The organism is Phocaeicola abscessus CCUG 55929 (assembly GCF_000312445.1).
Taxonomy (GTDB): domain Bacteria; phylum Bacteroidota; class Bacteroidia; order Bacteroidales; family Bacteroidaceae; genus Phocaeicola; species Phocaeicola abscessus.
This window is the reverse complement of sequence record NZ_HE997184.1, coordinates 343,021-362,342: the sequence shown is the minus strand read 5'-3', so window position 1 is coordinate 362,342 and position 19,322 is coordinate 343,021. Positions and strand designations below refer to the sequence as shown.

The window sequence follows — 19,322 nt, the reverse complement described above, 5'->3', positions numbered from 1 at the left end:
CCTTATTTCGGAATAGATCTGTCCGTCTGTAACGGCTATTGTAGTCTACTGTGAGTGAGGATCGCATCTGTTATAGAAGCAACTAAAGGATGCGCATTATTTCCAGCCACTCTTTTATTTCGTAGGTCGGACGGGGACGGCGAACGATAGAATCGCCCTGAGTATTGTAATAGATATGATCCATTCCTGCATGCTGTGCCCCCGCCATGTCTGTCGTCCAACTGTCTCCGATCATAATGGAGGTGGAAAGTATGGACTGTGTAGATGAGAGTGCGAAGTTGTAAATGATAGGATTAGGCTTATGAACGCCAATATCTTCGGAAAGAATCACTTTCTTAAAATATCTTTCTACGCCGCTGGAACGGAGCTTTTGCGTCTGTAGCTCGCGGAAGCCGTTAGACAGGATATAGAGGTCATAGTTAGCATGCAAATATTCCAACGCTTCTCTAACATGAGGCATCAATTTCTTTTTCAGAGCAATATGCCGCATATAATCTTCTGTATAGGCGTGTATCAGTTTTTCGTCGTAAGCGTCGACTTGCCGAAAGGGATATGCGTAGCGGATAGCATTCAAGTTGTCTTTCGTGATTTGTCCATTTCCGTATTTCATCCAAAGTTCTTCATTTTTCTTCTTATACAAAGCGAAGAACTGTTCAAACGAGTCGAAGTATCGTTCGAAATGATATTTCTCGTATATCTCCCTAAATGTATCCGTGGAGTTTTGTGAGAAATCCCAGACCGTATTGTCCAAATCGATAAAAATGCTTCTATACATCGCTGATCTTTTAAAAAAAAGAGAGCGATGCTATTTCCGTATCGCTCTCCGTCTTATTTCTTTTCACCATCCGTATGAATTTACTTTACCTTGATAACCAAATAACGGGATACGCTCCAGAATTCATTCGGTTTGGTGATATTTAGCGTCAGCTGTCCCTTATCATCCTTATCCAACGAGTAAGATCCTTCTGGATGAGTGGTCAGCAGAGTTGCATTTTTGGAATACAATCTGATAGATTTGTCTGTACGGATATCGATCTGAGTAAAGTAATCCTTGTTGAAATCTTTGTTTTTTAATACGTCTCCGTCGACTAAGATCTTCTGATCTTTCAATTCGGATTTCGTCCCGAAAACGAACCATGCCGCATTCAGCGCTTTATCTTGATTGGCCACCGTAACAGCTTTTGCTTCGTTTTCGGATTTCAGGTTAGATACGTTCTCGCTGAGCATCGCAACGGCATCGTCTAATTCTGTGATCCGGATGTTTTTGCTTGCCAATTCTGCCTGCAAGTCTTCTATTTGTTTTTCTCTTGCTTGCAATTCTTGGGTCAGATTGGCAATAGCTTTCTTGAGTTGAGCCGATTGATAGGTACTGCCTTGCAATTTTTTCTGCAATTCGGCGATCTGGTCGCGGTTAGTCTGTAGTTTCTCACTGATGAACCGGATATTCTCTTTGATAAGATCCGTATTCTTTTCACTAACTCCATTCGATAGGTCTACCCGCTTCTCGGCCTCGTTAATTTCGCGAAATCCTTCCTGAACTTCATTGAATGCTCCCATGATATCATCCAATTCGGCGTTTCTGTTTGCCAACTGAACCATTAACGAGTCATTCTGTGCTTTCATTTCTTTTTGTTTCGCACCGTTGTTGCATGAGGTCAACAGTGCCAATGTCATAAATGACGATAATACAATCTTTTTCATCTTGCATTTAATTTTAATTTCTTACTTTATTTTTTCTTTTCCACCGAGCACAATGACAAACTCGCCACGCGGTTCGGTTTTTTCAAAATGAGCGATCGCTTCAGTCAATGTGCCTCGAACGTTTTCTTCATGTATTTTTGAGATTTCTCTGCAAATTGCTACTTTTCGTTCTGGCCCGAATACTTCGGCGAATTGTGTCAATGTTTTTAATACGCGAAACGGTGATTCATAAAAAATCATCGTCCTTTCTTCCTCTTTCAATGCATTCAGACGAGTTTGCCGTCCTTTCTTCTGTGGCAGGAATCCTTCGAAACAGAAACGGTCATCTGGCAATCCGGAAGACACTAAGGCCGGGACGAAAGCCGTCGCACCGGGTAAGCACTGTACTGCTATCCCGTTGCGTATACATGTTCTTACCAACAAAAAGCCCGGATCGGATATGCCCGGCGTCCCCGCATCGGAAATTAATGCCATGGTTTCTCCCGTCTTCAGTCGTTCGATCAAACTGTCCGTTGTTTGATGTTCATTAAACATATGGTGGGATAGCAGTACGTTTTTTATCTCGTAATGTTTCAGTAAGATGCCGGAAGTACGCGTATCTTCGGCTAAGATTAAATCGACTTCCTTAAGCACTCTGATGGCCCGAAGCGTTATGTCTTCCAAATTTCCTACCGGAGTAGGTACAACGTAAAGCATTCCCATTACTTTTTTAATAATAAAGTAGTCCGGAACAAATGCAAAAACGGGTGATAAATAGGCGATGCAATGTTCCAACCACCCCATCTTAATTTTCAATGATACAAATATAGTCGGTTTTAATGATGCTAATTATAAACCGGCCTATATTTTAACAGATGTTGCACAAATCGTTTGTGTTGTATGATTTTATTAATAAAAAGAGAAGGCATTTCTCGGATAATTAAAACCGATATCGTACCTTTACAGACATAAAACGAGGAATGTATGTCTGAATTTTCAGAAGATCAAATAGATGAGACTCGCCGTAGGGGACGTATCGAAGTTATTTGCGGCTCTATGTTTTCAGGGAAGACCGAAGAACTTATTCGGCGGCTTAAACGAGCGAAATTCGCGCGACAGCACGTCGAGATATTCAAACCGTCTATCGATACCCGCTATTCGGAGGTAGACGTAATTTCGCACGACAGTAATGCCATCGCTTCCACTCCGATAGAGTCTTCCGGAAGCATCTTGCTGCTTTCTTCAGATAAAGATGTCATCGGTATCGATGAGGCCCAATTCCTTGATGGAGGCTTGATCGACGTTTGCAATCGACTGGCTAATCAGGGCGTTCGGGTTATCGTGGCCGGATTGGATATGGATTATAAAGGGATTCCATTCGGCCCTATTCCTGCACTTTGTGCCATTGCCGACGAGGTGACAAAGGTGCATGCTATCTGCGTGAAATGTGGGCGGTTGGCTTATCTTTCGCATCGACTTTCGAAAAGTGACAAGCGTGTATTATTGGGCGAACAGGATAAATATGAACCACTCTGTCGCACCTGTTATCAAAGAGCTATGAAAGAGGCGGAAGAAAGCGAGAAACGGGAAGATAATCCTTGATACATAATAAATATACCAAGATGGTACGGAAGAAGATAACGTTTGATTTGTTTGTTCGCGGTGTTCTCACGGGGATCGTCATAATTTTTGTACTCTATCTCATCAACAAGCTGAGCGGAGTGCTCCTGCCGTTCTTTATTGCCTGGTTGATCGCTTATTTGCTTTATCCTTTCGTAAAATTCTTTCAATATAAACTGCGGTTGCGTAGCCGTATCCTTGCTATCATCATGGTAATGCTGCTCTTCATGGCTGTATTTGGACTCGTAGTTTGGGGAGTGCTCCCTCCGTTGATCGATGAATTCTCGAAAGTAAAAGACCTGATTACCGCTTATTTCATCGAAGGTACCAAACAGGCGGATATTCCCGGAACAGTGGTTAATTTCATCAAAGAATACGTAGACATGGAGAAGGTACAGGAAGCGCTCAACCTTGAAAACGTAGGGAAGATCATCCAAAAAGGAATACCTCAGTTGTGGGCCTTCCTCGAAGGTTCAATGAATGTCCTTTTCAGTATCTTCGCTTCATTCATCGTGTTGTTATATATGTTTTTCATCCTATTGGATTATGAAACCATATCCAACGGATGGATCAAATTCATTCCGAGCAAGAAACGCGATATTACCCAGCAGATTTTCAATGATGTAAAAGACGGTATGAATCGCTATTTCCGCGGTCAGGCATTAGTTGCAACTTGTGTAGGAATCTTGTTTTGCATAGGTTTTCTAATTATTGATTTTCCTTTAGCTATCGGCTTCGGGCTCTTTATCGGCTTGTTGAACATGGTCCCATACCTGCAGCTGATCGCTTTGATTCCAACGATTCTTCTCGCTTTATTGAAAGCGGCGGATACAGGGCAGAACTTCTGGTGGATACTTTTCCTTGCTATATCCGTATTCTGTGTCGTACAAGTCATACAAGACATGATTATTACTCCTAAGGTGATGGGGAAAGCGATGGGATTGAATCCGGCTATCATTTTACTTTCTCTGTCGATATGGGGATCGCTGATGGGAATAGTCGGTATGATCATTGCCTTGCCCCTGACCAGTTTGCTGATCGCTTATTATAAACGATATATTCTTAAGGAAGGGAATAAAAAAGAAGAAAAGCCGCTTCTCTCGAAAACAGAAAAAGAAGAGGGTATCCTCTCGTAACGATCTGGTCGTAACGGGTAGAGAAAATAAATTCAAAAAAGTGCGACGAATATTTGCACGATCAAAGAGAATGCGCTACATTTGCACCGTTTTCTGAAAAGAAAAGCACTGATAGTTATGAAGGAGATTCGCTAGCTCAGCAGGTAGAGCACAACACTTTTAATGTTGGGGTCTTGGGTTCGAGCCCCAAGCGGATCACGTCTTAAGTCCACTTACCGGTGAGATAAATCCAAGGAGTACAGCGTGCTTTCGATTTATAATTCGTACCGAATATTTACTATAAATCGCAAAATGAAATTACTTCTAACGTATAAACACGGATATATGTTTAATGGTAGAGGTTTTCCTACTGAACCCCAACAGGCCTAAACCTTAAATTTCTTTTTGATTTATCAAGTCAATCTTGATTTCAGCAATAATCTCTTCAAAAATCGTCACATGTGGAATCAGAGCCTCTTACTGCATGGGGGAGAATGCCGGAGGCGGACACTCCAACGCACGCAACACATTAGTTAATGAATCGTGAAAAGACAGTCGACGCGTGAACCTGACGAGAATGTGTGCCCACTGTTAATCGCCGAACGGTGCTCCACCACTTTGTTTTTCAATCCCTATCGGGGGTGTGCTTCGGTTCTGTGAATGTGGTCGGGTAAAATATACGATATCTACAAGCGTTATCTTTCTACTCGTTCCGGCAAGTAGGGTTGCTTGCCGGGAACCCTGCCCAGTAAAAGGCATATTCGTGGCGATGATGATCCGGAATATTCCATTCCACGCCGGGAACCCTGCCCAGTAAAAGGCATATTCGTGTGGTGGATAATCGCGAGAGGAGGAGCGTTCCAAGTAAAGCCGGGAAATGAAATAAAATGGTGGCCAATTCATGCTAATTTAGCAGAATTGTCGTATCTTTACACCTCAAATTAACGAATATGCATTACAGCATAAAGGCTCCGGATTTTATCCGTTCTTCTATACGGCTTCCCGCGTCAAAGAGCATCAGCAACAGGGTGCTGATCATTCACGCACTGAGCGAAGGGGCATATATACCGTCCAACCTCTCTGAGGGCGACGATACGCAGGTCATGCTCCGCGCTCTGAAGGAAATGCCGCGCGAGATCGATATTCACGCAGCGGGAACGGCCATGCGCTTTCTTACTGCCTACCTCTCATTCGCTCCGGGAACACATCTTCTGACAGGGACGGAACGGATGAAACATCGTCCGATCAAGCTTTTGGTAGATGCTCTCCGCACTTTGGGCGCTCGTATCGATTATGTCGATAAGGAAGGTTATCCTCCGCTGCGAATTATCGGACAACCAAGTGGCCTGTGGAGCGACGACAAAATTGAATTGCCCGGAGATGTCAGTTCACAATATATCTCTGCCCTGTTGCTGATCGGCCCGTATCTGAAAAACGGTCTGACCCTTCGATTGACGGGAACCGTCGTCTCGAAACCTTACATCGACCTTACGCTCAACCTCATGAGACAATTCGGCGCCGAAGCTGACTGGACGGACGAGACCGTACTGATGGTAAAGCCCCGTCCGTATCGTTCCGTAGCGTTTACAGTAGAGAACGACTGGAGTGCCGCCTCTTACTGGTACGAAACGGTTGCTCTGTCGCGTTCCGCCGAGACGGAGATTACCCTGAACGGATTGCTTCGAGATAGCAGGCAAGGAGATCGCGAGGTAGTTCGACTATTTGACCGGTTGGGTGTTTCCACCGAATTCGACGGTTATACCGTCAGATTGAGAAGGACGGGGGGGCTCCCCTCCCGCTTCGAATACGACTTTGCCAACCAACCTGACCTGGCTCAGACTCTCGTTGTCACGTGCTTGCTGTCGGGCGTCCCGTTCGTTTTTACCGGTTTGCAAAGCCTGAGAATCAAGGAAACCGACCGCCTGATAGCCTTAACGGTCGAGGCGAGGAAGTTAGGTTATGTACTCTCCGAAGTCGGAGGTGCTGAGCTCCGCTGGGAAGGAACGCGTTGCGACGCATCGACGGCAATCATCGATACTTACGACGACCACCGAATGGCGATGGCTTTTGCTCCGGCCAGTCTGGTCGTTCCGGGAATTCGGATCAATCATCCCGAAGTGGTCTCCAAATCCTATCCGCGCTATTGGGAAGAGTTGAGACACGCAGGCTTTACGATAGAGGAGGGCTGAGATATGGGGGTACTGATGCTATTGCTGATAACGATAACGGGCATTGCGGCCGTCTCGGGCTATATCTACGAACGGCAGATCAATCGAAAGATCGCTTCGGGCGAAGGGACAAAAGTACCGGATATCATCGTCGAACAGGAAGAGTGCAACGCTTGTCGTCCCGCTGCAGGAACGACAGGATGTGGACTGGACTGTATACTGCAAAAGGCGACGACCGCTGTCATCTATTACGACGACGAAGAACTCGACCGCTTCAAAGAGCGCCCTTCGGATAGCTATACGGAAGAAGAGATCGCCGAGTTTAGGGAGATACTCTATACCTGCCCGGAATCCGACGTGCCCGGATGGAATCGCAGCCTCGAACTCAGGGGTATCCATGTGCCTGACCAGCTGAAAGACGAATTTTATCTGCTGATAAACGACCAAACGAGACGCTGAATGATGGATATGTTCGAATTGCTTCGCTATACGTTTTTCCAACATGCTCTGATCGGCTGTCTGTTGACCAGCATCTCATGTGGGATCATTGGCACTTATATCGTGACGAGGCGCCTGGTCTTCATCAGCGGGGGTATCACCCACGCCTCTTTTGGCGGTATTGGTATTGGACTTTACGCCGGCATCCCGCCGATCTTGGGGGCTGCCGTATTCGCTGTTTTTTCAGCCTTTGGCGTAACGTGGCTGAGCAAACGGCAAGATATGCGGGAAGATTCGGCCATCGCCGTGCTCTGGGCATTCGGGATGGCCGTTGGCATCATCTTTAGTTACTTGACGCCGGGTTTCACCCCCGACCTGTCGACCTATTTATTCGGCAATATCCTGACCATCACGTCTGCGGATATTCTCATTCTGGCCGTTCTTTCTTGTGGATTGATACTTTTCTTCGCCTTGTTCCTCCACCCTATCCTTACGATTGCGTTCGACCGTCAGTTCGCGCGCACTCAACATTTGCCCGTGATCCTGTTCGAATATCTGCTGATGCTGTTTATCGCCCTGACCATCGTGGCCTGCTTGCGGATGGTGGGCATCGTGTTAGCCATCTCGCTGCTGACAGTTCCGCAGATTACCTCCAACCTCTTCACGCATCGATTCAGGCAACTCATCGGCATATCAGTCGTTATCGGATTCTTTAGCTGCACGGGTGGCCTGCTCATCGCTTACTACCTGCAGGTGCCCTCGGGGGCGACCATTATCTTTTTTTCGATTTTAATCTATGCGTTTTGCAGAACGGGGAAAAGCATTTATATTTGTGCGAAATCGAAGTAAACAATATACATCATGAAAATCGACATACCATCTTTGGATATGGTCCGCGAGAGCGCGCGACAATTCGTCGCCGCCATGGGAGAGCGTACGGTCTTTGCTTTCTACGGAAAAATGGGAGCAGGCAAGACGACTTTCATCAAAGCCATTTGCGAAGAGTTAGGCGTGGCCGACGTCATCAATTCGCCGACCTTCGCTATCGTGAACGAATATTGCTCGGAGACTACGGCCGAACTGATCTATCACTTCGATTTCTACCGTATCAAAAAATTGGAAGAGGTGTACGACATGGGGTATGAGGATTATTTATACAGCGGAGCCCGCTGTTTTATCGAATGGCCAGAATTGATAGACGATCTCCTGCCAGGAGATGCAGTCCGTGTGGAAATTACGGAAGAGCCTGACGGCAGTCGATCGGTTCAGATGGGAGATCCGAGCTGATGGGAATGCATTATGTCCTCCAAGGTCTTTTTGTAGTGGTAGGGGCAATCGCCGTCCTCGCAGCTGTTTTTAACTGGGAATGGTTTTTCTCTGCGCATAACTCGCAATATGTCGTTCGGCATGCAGGGCGGCAACGAGCACGCCTACTCTACGGACTCTTAGGGTTTGTCTTTATCGCCGTAGGCGTCGTCTTTTTCATCGCCGTACGAAAGATGTAAATGTTCACGGGAAATAGAAAGAGAGATTCCTTCGCTCACCAAGCAAATCGGCTCTCTCTCCTCCCAATTTAGACTTATTCTTCGCTCTTCTCTGCGTACTCGGCTTCGCCCTGTACCACGAAGAAAACATCGTCGGCCTCATAAGGTCCCATACCGTCTTTCTCGGCTGCTGCAAGGATATACGCTACGATAGCATCCTGATCAATAGCAATGTAACCGTCTTTATCCGGTTTCTGATCCAAAATGCCGCTATTAGCATAGTAATCGGTGATCACGTCCACTATATAGTACAAATCTTCTTCTGAGAATTTATTTTTTAAATCCTGAGGAAGGTAGTCCTTAATGTATTCGATGGTTTTTACATCGTCTTCCGCATCCTCTAGCAAAAAATCGTTGTCCTGTGCCATGTTCAGAAACAGTTAAATCGTACGTTAAAGCAATGCTTTGAATTTCTCTTCGAAAGTTGCCTTAGGGGCTGCACCGACCATCTTGTCGACTACATTTCCGTTTTTGACGAATAAAACGGTAGGAATGTTACGAATACTGAATTTGAGTGTCAGGTTATCGTTTTCGTCCACGTTGCACTTGCCTACGGTAATCCGGTTGGCATATTGTTCGGCCAGGGCTTCGATGTCCGGTCCGATTTTTTTACAGGGGCCACACCAGGGAGCCCAGAAGTCAATCACTACAGGTTTGTCACCTTTCAAGATTTCCTCAAAATTGTTATCGTTAATCTCTAATGCCATCACTCTTTATATTTAATGTTATACGATTCTCTTTGGTTTTTACAAAAATAGTGCCATTCATCTTTACTGCAAAATTATTTTCTCGCTTATGAGATTTCTTCTTCCACCTCTGCTACTTCTGCATGTATCTCTTCGTTCTTCGTAAGCCGTTTCATCTTTTCTGCTTTCGTCAGGCTGTCGTTAATCTGATAGTCGATGTTGGGGCGACCGTCTAAGAAATCTATCAGCTCCTTCCGTACCGATATTCTGGCTTTCTTCGAAACCATCGTCACCTGTGCGATACGGTCGTTGTCGAAGATGGAAAAACAAAGTTCCGTAGGTCCCGGATTCTGTTCGGTCTGTTCCGAAAACTCTGCAATAAAATCTTTATCGATGACCGATAAGGGTAACTGAACCGTCAGTTTTTGAATGAGATTATCCTTCACGTCAGGCAAGAGTTCGATCGTGTTTATGACGATCTCGTACAGATCCTTCTGCCACTTTCTTGGCTGGCAACGTCCGCGCATGAAGAGGAACATTCCTTTGGCAAAATAGTTTTTCTTGTCGATCCAGTCGCGATCGAAGAATACGAACTCGTACGAACCGCTGTAATCTTCTACCTTTGCTCTTCCCATCGGATTGCCTTTTCGGGTCGTCATTTCCTTAACGTCCGTAACGATTCCGCCCACTGTGATATCTTTGTCGTAAAAAGGCGTCAAATCGTTCAATTCGTTCAAACGAACGTTACAAACGTTGTCGAGGATGATCGAGAACTCGTCCAGCGGATGAGCCGAGAGATAAATGCCGACCAGTTCCCGTTCCTTATTTAGTCGCTCCAGATCCGACCAGACCGGAGCTTGAGGAATTTCCGGCGTAGCGATATCTACCCCTCCTATATCTCCGAACAACGAGTTCTGGGAGGCGGATTTATCCATTTGGTATTTCGTTCCATAACGGACTAAAACATCGCTGAAAGGTTCTCCCTTCGTGTTTTTTTCAAAAAAAACTTCCCGGCAAATCTCGCCGAAGCTGTCGAAAGCACCTGCTAAAGCCAAGCTCTCGATCGTCTTCTTATTGCAAGCGGAAAGATTTACCCGTTGAATGAAATCGAAGATATCCTTGTACGCGCCGTTTTTCTTCCGTTCCGTGATGATGGATGCTACCGCCGCCTCGCCTACGCCTTTAATCGCACCGAGTCCGAAACGGATTTCTCCTTTTTGATTTACGCTGAACTTCAGCCGACTCTCGTTCACATCCGGACCTAATGTCGGGATACCCAGTGATTTGCATTCGTCCATTAGTTTCGTGATTTCCTTGATGTCGTTCTTTCTGCGGCTCATGATCGCAGCCATAAATTCGGCGGGATAATGTGCCTTTAGATAAGCCGTCTGATAGGCTACCCACGAATAGCAGGTGGCATGACTCTTGTTGAATGCGTAAGAAGCGAATTTCTTCCAATCTTCCCAGATCTTGTTGAGAGCCTCGTACGGATGTCCGTTCTTCTTGCCACCTTCGTAGAAGAGTTTCTCCAACTCGTTCATCTGGTCGATTTTTTTCTTGCCCATGGCCTTGCGCAGCGTATCGCTCTGTCCTCGCGTAAAATTGGCCAACTGACGGCTTAGCAACATGACCTGTTCCTGATACACCGTGATGCCGTACGTATCTTTCAGATAATGCTCCATACAGGGAATATCGTACTTTATCAGGGAAGGATTTCGCTTACGGGCGATAAAATCAGGGATATAATCCATCGGTCCCGGTCGATATAGGGCGTTCATGGCGATCAGATCTTCGAAGACCGTGGGGTGCAACTCGCGCAGGTACTTCTGCATGCCGGGCGATTCGAACTGGAAGGTGCCGATCGTCCTGCCTTCCTGATAAAGTTTATAAGTTAACGGATCATCGATCGGGACGGTATCGACATCTATCTCCACTCCTCTCGTATCACGAATATTTTGTACGGCTTCTTTCAACTCCGAGAGCGTTTTCAATCCCAAGAAGTCCATTTTGATTAATCCGGTAGACTCTATCACGTGTCCGTCGTATTGCGTACAGTTTGTCTTTTGTCCGGGGAAATCTGGGTCGTCCGCCGTAGATAGTGGCACCCAATCGCTAATCGGGTCCCGGCAAATAATGAAGCCGCAAGCATGGATACCTGTCCCGCGAATAGTGCCCTCCAACATCTTGGCATATTCGATGGTATTCCTCAACCTTTCATTCTGTGACACTTCGGCCTCCTGCAGAGCGGGTACGCACTTGATCGCATTCGTCAGATTCATTTTCAACCCGTCCGGCAGCCTGTCGGGAATTTCCTTACACAGGCGGTTCGATTCTTCCAACGGCAATTTCTCCACTCGGGCGACATCTCTGATCGAATTCTTGGTTGCCATGCTACTATAGGTAATGATGTGTGCGCAGTTCTCATGGCCGTATTTATCGGCCACCCAGTTGAGCACTTTCCCGCGGCCTTCGTCATCGAAATCGGTATCGATATCCGGCAAAGAGATACGGTCGGGATTCAAGAATCGTTCGAACAGAAGGTCGTACTTGGTTGGCTCTATTCGGGTTATTCCCAAACAATAGGCCACCACCGAGCCTGCGGCGGAGCCCCGTCCGGGTCCTACCATTACTCCCAGTTCGGTGCGGGCTGCATTGATAAAATCCTGCACGATGAGGAAGTATCCCGGAAACCCCATCGTCTTCATGATGTGCAGTTCAAATTTAATTCGGTCTATTATATCCTGCGGCACGGGATCACCGTAAAACTTTTTCGCTCCGTCATAAGCCAGCTTCGCCAGATATTCCGCTTCGAATTTAATGCGGTAGAGCTTGTCATATCCTCCCAAGTGAGCAATTTTCTTCGTGCCCTCTTCCGGATCCATTTGGTTTTCTCCGTTTTCATCGCTCGTAAACTCGTCATAGAGTTGCCGATCGGTGTACTTTTTACGGATATCTTCCTCTGTTCCAAACTCTTCGGGAATGGGGAAAAAAGGCATGATGGGATCCATATCGATATCATACGTTTCTACCTTATCCAGCACCTCTAAGGTGTTAGCGAGAGCTTCGGGCATATCGTTGAAAATCTCGTACATCTCCTCCCTCGTCTTGAACCATTCCTGCTTGCTGTAAAGCAGGCGGTTCGGATCATCCAAATCCTTTCCGGTTGACAGGCACAACAGATGGTCGTGAGCCTCCGCATTTTCCTGATCGACGAAATGACAATCGTTGGTACATACTAATTTGATCCCGTATTCTTTCGCCAGTTTAATCAATTCCTTATTCACTCTCTGTTGCAAGGGAAAAGTCTCTCGATTAGCCCGTATATGAGGGTCTTTCACCTCGTGACGCTGAAGTTCCAGATAATAATCTTCGCCGAACAAACGGCGGTGCCACGCTATCGCTTCGCGGGCGCCTTCCATGTCGCCATTTAAAATCTTCGAGGGAACTTCTCCCGCAATACAGGCCGAACAAACGATCAAGCCTTCGTGGAACATTTCCAGATCATGCCGATCCGTACGCGGGCGATAATAATACCCATCCACCCATGAACGAGACACCAGTTTGATAAGATTCTTATAACCTTGTGGGTTCTTCGCCAATACGATCAAATGATAACCGCTGTTATCGCCGTTTTCCTTGAGCTTGTCTTCCTTGCGATGCCGGGCGACGTACATTTCACAACCGAAGATGGGTTTGAAAGGCGCTTTTCCTTCTTTCTTCAGTTGGGCATTTACTTTATTACAATAGTCGAAGAATTCTTTAATCCCGAACATGTCGCCATGATCGGTGACGGCCATGCCTCTCATTCCGTTTGCCACAGCTTTATTTACCAAACGCGATATAGATGCCTGCCCATCGAGTATAGAGTACTGGGTGTGGACATGTAAATGAACAAAATCTTGCATAATTTCCGTTAAGATAACTATCCAAAGGTAAGTCTCTTTGCGTTAACCTGCAAAAAGTTGCCGAAGAAGTTATGAACAATCTGCATGGACAACGGAAAAATCATTCGGATGCTTATTTACCTCCTTTTTTATTTGCACATTGACTAAAATAACTTTATTTTTGTCCGGTAAAATAAGTCGAAAACAGACTGCATGCAGGGTTGTATCGAACGTTTTTACTTGCACAATGGATTGCTTTATTTTTTTGGACGACTTTTGATCATCCCGATGAATCGCATAAATAGATTAAAAAAAATAAGATTGCACAGAGAGGGTACCGGAGCGCTCGTTATCAGCGCCATCTTTCTTGTGATCCTGAATTCGTTGGTATTTCATCTGTTCGCTACTAAAATACCTTTTTATATATTGGCTGTAGGCAGCGTAATTGTCTACGGGTTGATGATTAACTTTTTCCAGTGTCCCGTCCGGCTTTTTGAGGAGGACACGGAAAAGACGGTCGTAGCCCCTGCCGATGGTAGGGTAGTGGTTATTCAGGAAGTAGAAGAGACGGAATACCTTCACGAGCGCAGGATCATGATTTCCATTTTCATGAGCCTGTTCAACGTCCATGCGAACTGGTATCCGGTGGACGGCATCGTCAGAAAAGTCGACCATCAAGACGGTCGATTCCGTAAGGCGTACCTCCCCAAAGCCAGTACGGAGAACGAACGCTCCGCCATTCTGATAGAGACTCCCGAAGGCGTGACCATTTTGGCGCGCCAAATTGCCGGTGCTGTCGCCCGGCGGATCGTCACCTATGCCAACGAAGGAGAAAACTGTTTCATCGACGAACACATGGGATTTATCAAATTCGGTTCCCGTGTCGATGTATATTTGCCGTTAAATACCGAGGTATGCGTTAAAATCGGGCAAACCACGATGGGCAACCAGACCGTGATCGCTCGACTAAAATAGACGATCGCCATGGCTAACTTCCTAGTTCGAAACATCCCTAACGCCGTTACCTGTTGCAATCTGTTCGCCGGTTGTATCGCAGCGGTAATGGCTTTTCAAAGGAATTACGAAGGAGCGCTCGGGTTCATCTTTGTTGGAGCTACTTTCGACTTCTTCGACGGCATGTTGGCACGGATGCTTCGTGTCTCCGATCCGATGGGCAAGCAATTGGATTCTTTGGCCGACGATATTACCTTCGGGTTCGCTCCCGCCGCGATGGTCTTTTCGCTCTTCCAAGAGGTACATTATCCGGATTTCATGTCGTCGTGGACCGATTTCTTTCCGTATACGGCATTCCTGATCGCCGTATGTTCCGCGTTACGCTTAGGCAAGTTCAACATCGATCCCCGGCAATCGGATACGTTTATCGGTCTGCCGACGCCTGCTAATGCCTTATTCTGGGGGTCTTTGGCAGTGGGCGCACATCCTTTTCTGACTTCTCCGACATTCAATGCCGTCTATCTTTTTATGATGGTAGTGCTCATGTCGTCGTTGCTGGTGGCGGAAGTTCCTATGTTCTCGCTGAAATTTCATCATGTAGGATGGCGAGATAATCAAATCCGCTTTTTATTTCTTTCCGTTTGTATCCCTTTGCTTATTTGGGGGGGGCTTAGCGGTTTATCCGCCATCGTCGTGTGGTATATCCTGCTCTCTTTCTTCAGCAGGAAGAAAACGCAAAAGCTCTGAAACCATACAGCTATGCAGATTCTACTCTTTTTCTTCTTGTTAGTTTTGATGTCGATCCTCATCGGATTGTATCTCATCGGAAAAGTGATCCGTGGCGTAACGGGGTTGTTTAAATCATCGAAAAAGCAGTCATTTCATGCGGATGACAATAAAGAAAATCCCTCTGACTACGCTCATCGCGGTGGAAAAATCTTCGGCGACGAAGAAGGGGAATACGTCGACTTCGAGGACACCGAATAGATCTATCGCCGTTTTCGAAAGAAATCGGTCATCAGTTGAGCGCAATCATCCGCCATCACGCCGCTCCGCACTTCTGTCTTGGGATGCAATGCGTAGGGAGCGAAACGCCTGTACCCGCGTTTTTTCTCGTCGGCTCCGAAAACCAGTCGCGCCATTTGCGCCCATCCTATCGCTCCCGCGCACATTACACAGGGCTCTACCGTCACGTAAATCGTACACTCGTTCAGATACTTTCCGTTCAAAGTATTTGCCGCCGCCGTAATGGCCTGCATCTCGGCATGGGCCGTCACATCGTTCAGCGTTTCTGTCAGGTTGCGTCCTCTTCCTACCACCTGATTCCTGCAAACCACCACCGCTCCTACCGGTACTTCTCCCGCTTCTGCGGCCAGCCGGGCTTCCTGCAAAGCCTGTTTCATAAAAAATGCATCGTCTGCCATAAGCGTTTCTTCTATTTTGCACAAATTTAATTTTCGTTCTTTATATGTGCAACAAATTGCGTACATTTGCTTTCAGAAAAAAAGAGCGATGGCCGAACACAATATCTTAGGAAAAACAGGCGAGGAGGCTGCCGTTCGCTATCTGCTGAGCAAGAACTACCTTATCCGTCATCGTAACTGGCATAGCGGTAAAAGAGACTTGGATATCATCGCAGAAAAAGCGGGCGAGCTTGTCATAGTGGAAGTAAAGACCCGTACCGACGACCTTTTCGGGAATCCCGAAGAGGCGGTGGACGAGAAAAAGATTCGCCATATCATCGAATCGACGGATGCGTATATTCAAATGTACGAGATTGACAAGCCCGTACGTTTTGATGTCATCTCGGTAACGGGGGAAAAACCTCCGTTTCGCATCGAACATATACCCGAAGCATTCTATCCACCCCTTTGGTAGATGGATAAAATAAAAGACATGAATAAGCTCTCGTTCCCGCTCATACATTTTCAAGAGATCGGTTCTACAAACAGTTATCTCAGTGCGCTTTGCGAAGAACAAGAGGTGGCCAACTTCACAGTCATCCTTGCCCAATTCCAGTCGAACGGACGCGGGCAGCGGGGTAACGCGTGGGAATCTGCTCCCCAAAAGAATCTCACTTTCAGTTACTTGTTGCATCCTGACTTTATAGACGCTCCGCATCAGTTCCTGCTTTCCGAAATGGCATCGCTTGCCGTAAAAGATACGCTGAATCTTTACACCGACGACATCACGATTAAATGGCCGAACGACATCTACTGGAGAGAGATGAAAATCGGTGGCATGCTGATCGAAAACAGACTGACAGGCATGCGCATCGATCGAAGCATCCATGGCATAGGAATCAATATCAACCAGGAAGAATTTCGGAGCACTGCTCCCAATCCTGTTTCGCTGAAACAGATTACCGGTAAGGAGTACGTCCTCATGCATCTGCTCGAACAATTTATGGAAAAGTTAAGGGATTCCTACGAGCGACTCCGAAGAGGAGAAACAGCGCTCGTCGACCGACGTTACCGGGATTCACTCTTCCGCAAGGACGGCCTGCATGCGTACGAAGACGCTTCGGGAATTTTCAAGGCAAGGATCGCGGATGTGGAATCCGACGGACGGCTTGTCTTGGTAGACGAGCGAGGCAGCGAAAGAAAGTATATGTTTAAAGAAGTGGCGTATCGATGATAGTCCTTCCTTGCCGGAAAAGGTGCGCCTGCCTGTTCAACGATGAAATAGAAAGTATGGATAAAACGAATCGCCGGATTCTTCAGATAGCGCTTCCCTCTATCGTCTCCAATATTACCATACCGCTGCTCGGTTTGGTGGATATCACGATTGTCGGACACATGGGGGCTGCCTCCTACATCGGCGCCATTGCTGTAGGAGGGATGCTTTTCAATATCCTTTACTGGATATTCGGATTTCTCCGCATGGGGACCAGCGGGATGGTAGCCCAGGCCTTCGGCAGAAAGGATCGGAAAGAACTCATCTGCCTGTTGCTGCGTTCCGTCACGGTGGGTTTATCCATTGCCCTGTTTCTCGTGTTGATGCAGATTCCTGTCGGCAAGGCAGCTTTCGCTTTCATCGATATGCCTCCCGAAGTCCGACCCGATGCCCAATTATACTTTCGCATCGGCATCTGGGGAGCGCCTGCGGTATTGGGTTTGTACAGTTTCAACGGCTGGTTCGTCGGCATGCAAAACACCCGTATCTCCCTGTTTATCGCCATCACGCAAAACATTGTCAATATTGCCGCTAGCCTTTTCTTGGTTTACGTATGGCAAATGAAAATGGAAGGCGTGGCTGCGGGGACTGTCGTGGCGCAGTATGTCGGGTTCCTAACGGCCTATATGTGCTGGCGAAGGAAATATCGTTGTTTGCGCCGGACCATCTCTTACAACGGGCTCTTCGAACGTCGGGAAATGATTAAATTCTTCCGGGTGAATCGAGACATTTTCTTTCGCACCGTCTGTTTGGTGATCATTACGGTATACTTCACCGCTGCCGGTGCTGTCCAGGGAGAAACAATCTTAGCGGTCAACACGCTGTTAATGCAACTCTTCCTGCTCTTTTCCTATATCATGGACGGTTTTGCCTATGCCGGCGAAGCACTGACAGGACGGTTTATCGGAGCGAAAGATCAAGAGGCGTTGGCCCTCACCGTCAAGCGGCTGTTTTTATGGGGAGTCGGACTTTCCGCCCTCTTCACCCTCGTGTATGCGACAGTCGGCATGCCCTTTCTGCATGTACTTACTGACGAGGATAGTATCGTTTGGGCAGCAAAGAGGTATTATTTTTGGATCCTAACCATCCCTTTTGCCGGATTTCTCGCCTTTCTTTTCGACGGCATCTTTATCGGCGCCATTGCCACCAGGATGATGCTCCGTGCGATGTTCATCGCTTCCGTCAGCTTTTTTATACTCTACTTCAGTTTGAGGGGACTTTGGGGAAATCACGCTTTGTGGTTTTCCTTTGTCGTTTATTTGCTGCTTAGAGGAATTTTACAAGGATGGTTAGGCCGGAGAATTATTGCCTGAACAGACCCCTCGTCGTGACTTGAAAGCGAATGGAGGCGCAGTTCAGTCGCGCGGCGGGGAGAGGACTTTTTCAGAATGCCCTGTCCTTGAAGTGGAAGGAAAGCTGTTCCCATTGATCGTGTCTCTCTGCATCGGTCTCTTCTTTGGGGTTGGAGACCGTCAGGCCGATCAACCGGATAGGGTGTTGCGCGTAGTCGACCTCTTTCAGCAGCTGTTTAGCCAGCGGGAGGATTTGTTCCAGCGTTTGCAGCTCCTTCTCCTGCGTGATGCTGCGGGTAATCTGTTCGAAATCGTGGAACTTGATTTTCAACGTCAGTGTGTTGCCTTTGAAACAATGTCGTTTCAGTCGTTCGACCAGTTCCGTCGTCGTATGGTACAGTTCGATGATAACGGACGAGGCGGCGGCGATATCTTTCTCCAGGGTATGTTCCGTACCGATGGACTTGCGGATGCGGACTCTTTCGACGGGTCGCTCGTCCACCCCTCTTGCGAAGTCGAAATAGATCTGCCCCATCTTGCCGAACTGCCGTATCAGCAGCTCGAGCGGGCATCGTTGCAGGTCTTTCCCCGTGTGGATGCCGAGCAGGTGCATCTTTTGCGCCGTTTTGGGACCGACGCCCCAGAACTGTTCGATGCGCAGTTTGCCGATGAATTCTAAGGCTTGTAGGGGGTGTATGGTGCACAATCCGTCGGGTTTGCGGAACTCCGAGGCAATCTTGGCGAGGAATTTATTGTACGATATGCCGGCGGAAGCGTGCAGGTGCAGTTCTTCCCAGATGGCTTGCTTGATCTGACGCGCGATGTCGACGGCCAGTTCGATGTACTTTTTGTTGTCCGTCACGTCTAAGAACGCTTCGTCGATGGAGAGCGGCTCGATGAGGTCGGTATAGCGGAGGAAAATCTCGTGAATTTGCTGGGAGATTTCCTTGTACACCTCTATTCGGCCGTGTACGAAGATCAGCTGCGGGCATAGCCTTTTCGCCCGCAGGGACGACATGGCCGAGCGGACGCCGAACTTCCGCGCTTCGTAACTGGCCGTCGCCACCACGCCTCGCACCTCTTCGTTTCCTACGGCGATGGGTTTCCCTCGCAGCTCGGGACGGTCGCGCTGTTCGATGGAAGCGTAGAACGCATCCATGTCGATGTGTATGATTTTTCGTAACTTCATATTCTCTTCCCGTGCAAAATTATAAAAAAGCTTCCGTGCCGGCAATATTCTCCGAAAAACCATTACTTTTGTATGG

21 protein-coding genes and 1 tRNA gene are annotated in these 19,322 nt (G+C 47.3%); 14 read left to right on the top strand and 8 right to left on the bottom strand.

Annotation, left to right across the window (positions count from 1 at the left end; all coding sequences use genetic code 11):
• Positions 1 to 82: 82 nt before the first annotated feature.
• From BN102_RS07990 to rsmI, 3 genes are all read right to left on the bottom strand, one after another.
• Positions 83 to 775 (bottom strand): YjjG family noncanonical pyrimidine nucleotidase, encoded by a 693-nt coding sequence (locus tag BN102_RS07990; RefSeq protein WP_019208601.1) that lies wholly within the window; start codon positions 773 to 775, stop codon positions 83 to 85.
• A gap of 80 nt (positions 776 to 855) precedes the next feature.
• Positions 856 to 1,701 carry a Cbp1 family collagen-binding glycoprotein adhesin gene (locus tag BN102_RS07985; protein WP_021311706.1) on the bottom strand — a complete coding sequence of 282 codons (846 nt, stop codon included), beginning with the start codon at positions 1,699 to 1,701 and terminating at the stop codon, positions 856 to 858.
• A gap of 21 nt (positions 1,702 to 1,722) precedes the next feature.
• Positions 1,723 to 2,403, bottom strand: coding sequence for a 16S rRNA (cytidine(1402)-2'-O)-methyltransferase (gene rsmI / locus BN102_RS07980; protein WP_019208599.1), 681 nt, complete (start codon positions 2,401 to 2,403; stop codon positions 1,723 to 1,725).
• 261 nt (positions 2,404 to 2,664) lie between these two features.
• On the opposite strand from rsmI, the gene BN102_RS07975 reads away from it, so the two are divergent.
• The 8 genes from BN102_RS07975 (at position 2,665) to BN102_RS10755 (ending at position 8,526) form a co-directional block, all read left to right on the top strand.
• The gene (locus tag BN102_RS07975; protein WP_021311721.1) at positions 2,665 to 3,282 is read left to right on the top strand and encodes a thymidine kinase; all 618 of its coding nucleotides are present in this window, start codon (positions 2,665 to 2,667) and stop codon (positions 3,280 to 3,282) included.
• A gap of 20 nt (positions 3,283 to 3,302) precedes the next feature.
• Positions 3,303 to 4,436 carry an AI-2E family transporter gene (locus BN102_RS07970; RefSeq protein ID WP_019208597.1) on the top strand — a complete coding sequence of 378 codons (1,134 nt, stop codon included), beginning with the start codon at positions 3,303 to 3,305 and terminating at the stop codon, positions 4,434 to 4,436.
• Positions 4,437 to 4,561: 125 nt separating this feature from the next.
• Positions 4,562 to 4,634, top strand: a tRNA-Lys gene (locus BN102_RS07965).
• A 731-nt stretch (positions 4,635 to 5,365) separates the two neighbouring features.
• Positions 5,366 to 6,604 carry a 3-phosphoshikimate 1-carboxyvinyltransferase gene (locus tag BN102_RS07960; protein ID WP_019208596.1) on the top strand — a complete coding sequence of 413 codons (1,239 nt, stop codon included), beginning with the start codon at positions 5,366 to 5,368 and terminating at the stop codon, positions 6,602 to 6,604.
• Between the two features lie 3 nt (positions 6,605 to 6,607).
• Complete coding sequence (locus tag BN102_RS07955; RefSeq protein ID WP_019208595.1) at positions 6,608 to 7,042, top strand: hypothetical protein; 435 nt, start codon at positions 6,608 to 6,610, stop codon at positions 7,040 to 7,042.
• Positions 7,043 to 7,045: 3 nt separating this feature from the next.
• Positions 7,046 to 7,870 (top strand): metal ABC transporter permease, encoded by an 825-nt coding sequence (locus BN102_RS07950; RefSeq protein WP_036787747.1) that lies wholly within the window; start codon positions 7,046 to 7,048, stop codon positions 7,868 to 7,870.
• 12 nt (positions 7,871 to 7,882) lie between these two features.
• A complete protein-coding gene (gene tsaE, locus BN102_RS07945; RefSeq protein ID WP_019208593.1) occupies positions 7,883 to 8,308 on the top strand; it encodes a tRNA (adenosine(37)-N6)-threonylcarbamoyltransferase complex ATPase subunit type 1 TsaE in 426 nt (141 codons plus the stop codon).
• A complete protein-coding gene (locus BN102_RS10755; RefSeq protein WP_198006555.1) occupies positions 8,308 to 8,526 on the top strand; it encodes an immunity 17 family protein in 219 nt (72 codons plus the stop codon). Before tsaE ends, BN102_RS10755 begins: the two co-directional genes overlap by 1 nt.
• Positions 8,527 to 8,600: 74 nt before the next feature.
• On the opposite strand, the gene BN102_RS07940 is transcribed toward BN102_RS10755, so the two are convergent.
• The 3 genes from BN102_RS07940 to dnaE form a co-directional block, all read right to left on the bottom strand.
• Positions 8,601 to 8,933 (bottom strand): hypothetical protein, encoded by a 333-nt coding sequence (locus BN102_RS07940; RefSeq protein WP_019208591.1) that lies wholly within the window; start codon positions 8,931 to 8,933, stop codon positions 8,601 to 8,603.
• Between the two features lie 24 nt (positions 8,934 to 8,957).
• Entirely contained in the window at positions 8,958 to 9,272 is a 315-nt protein-coding gene (trxA, locus tag BN102_RS07935; RefSeq protein WP_019208590.1) for a thioredoxin, read from the bottom strand.
• 86 nt (positions 9,273 to 9,358) lie between these two features.
• The gene (gene dnaE, locus BN102_RS07930; RefSeq protein ID WP_021311680.1) at positions 9,359 to 13,156 is read right to left on the bottom strand and encodes a DNA polymerase III subunit alpha; all 3,798 of its coding nucleotides are present in this window, start codon (positions 13,154 to 13,156) and stop codon (positions 9,359 to 9,361) included.
• A 267-nt stretch (positions 13,157 to 13,423) separates the two neighbouring features.
• Here dnaE and BN102_RS07925 point away from each other — a divergent pair, with 267 nt between their 5' ends.
• The 3 genes from BN102_RS07925 to BN102_RS07915 are packed head-to-tail and all read left to right on the top strand — an operon-like array spanning position 13,424 to position 15,076.
• The gene (locus tag BN102_RS07925; RefSeq protein WP_035456304.1) at positions 13,424 to 14,110 is read left to right on the top strand and encodes a phosphatidylserine decarboxylase family protein; all 687 of its coding nucleotides are present in this window, start codon (positions 13,424 to 13,426) and stop codon (positions 14,108 to 14,110) included.
• A 9-nt stretch (positions 14,111 to 14,119) separates the two neighbouring features.
• Positions 14,120 to 14,836 carry a CDP-alcohol phosphatidyltransferase family protein gene (locus tag BN102_RS07920; protein WP_021311679.1) on the top strand — a complete coding sequence of 239 codons (717 nt, stop codon included), beginning with the start codon at positions 14,120 to 14,122 and terminating at the stop codon, positions 14,834 to 14,836.
• A 12-nt stretch (positions 14,837 to 14,848) separates the two neighbouring features.
• Positions 14,849 to 15,076 (top strand): hypothetical protein, encoded by a 228-nt coding sequence (locus BN102_RS07915; RefSeq protein ID WP_021311681.1) that lies wholly within the window; start codon positions 14,849 to 14,851, stop codon positions 15,074 to 15,076.
• A gap of 2 nt (positions 15,077 to 15,078) precedes the next feature.
• On the opposite strand, the gene BN102_RS07910 is transcribed toward BN102_RS07915, so the two are convergent.
• Positions 15,079 to 15,513: a nucleoside deaminase gene (locus tag BN102_RS07910; protein ID WP_019208585.1), complete on the bottom strand. Its 435-nt coding sequence runs from the start codon at positions 15,511 to 15,513 to the stop codon at positions 15,079 to 15,081.
• 88 nt (positions 15,514 to 15,601) lie between these two features.
• On the opposite strand from BN102_RS07910, the gene BN102_RS07905 reads away from it, so the two are divergent.
• Genes BN102_RS07905 through BN102_RS07895 form a run of 3 tightly spaced genes read left to right on the top strand, consistent with a single transcriptional unit; the run spans position 15,602 to position 18,078 of the window.
• Complete coding sequence (locus BN102_RS07905) at positions 15,602 to 15,967, top strand: YraN family protein (protein WP_019208584.1); 366 nt, start codon at positions 15,602 to 15,604, stop codon at positions 15,965 to 15,967.
• The gene (locus tag BN102_RS07900; protein WP_019208583.1) at positions 15,968 to 16,726 is read left to right on the top strand and encodes a biotin--[acetyl-CoA-carboxylase] ligase; all 759 of its coding nucleotides are present in this window, start codon (positions 15,968 to 15,970) and stop codon (positions 16,724 to 16,726) included.
• A gap of 56 nt (positions 16,727 to 16,782) precedes the next feature.
• On the top strand, positions 16,783 to 18,078 hold the full coding sequence (locus BN102_RS07895) for an MATE family efflux transporter (RefSeq protein WP_036787744.1): 1,296 nt from the start codon (positions 16,783 to 16,785) through the stop codon (positions 18,076 to 18,078).
• A gap of 70 nt (positions 18,079 to 18,148) precedes the next feature.
• Here BN102_RS07895 and dinB read toward each other — a convergent pair whose 3' ends face one another.
• Complete coding sequence (dinB, locus tag BN102_RS07890; RefSeq protein WP_019208581.1) at positions 18,149 to 19,246, bottom strand: DNA polymerase IV; 1,098 nt, start codon at positions 19,244 to 19,246, stop codon at positions 18,149 to 18,151.
• Positions 19,247 to 19,322 lie beyond the last annotated feature (76 nt).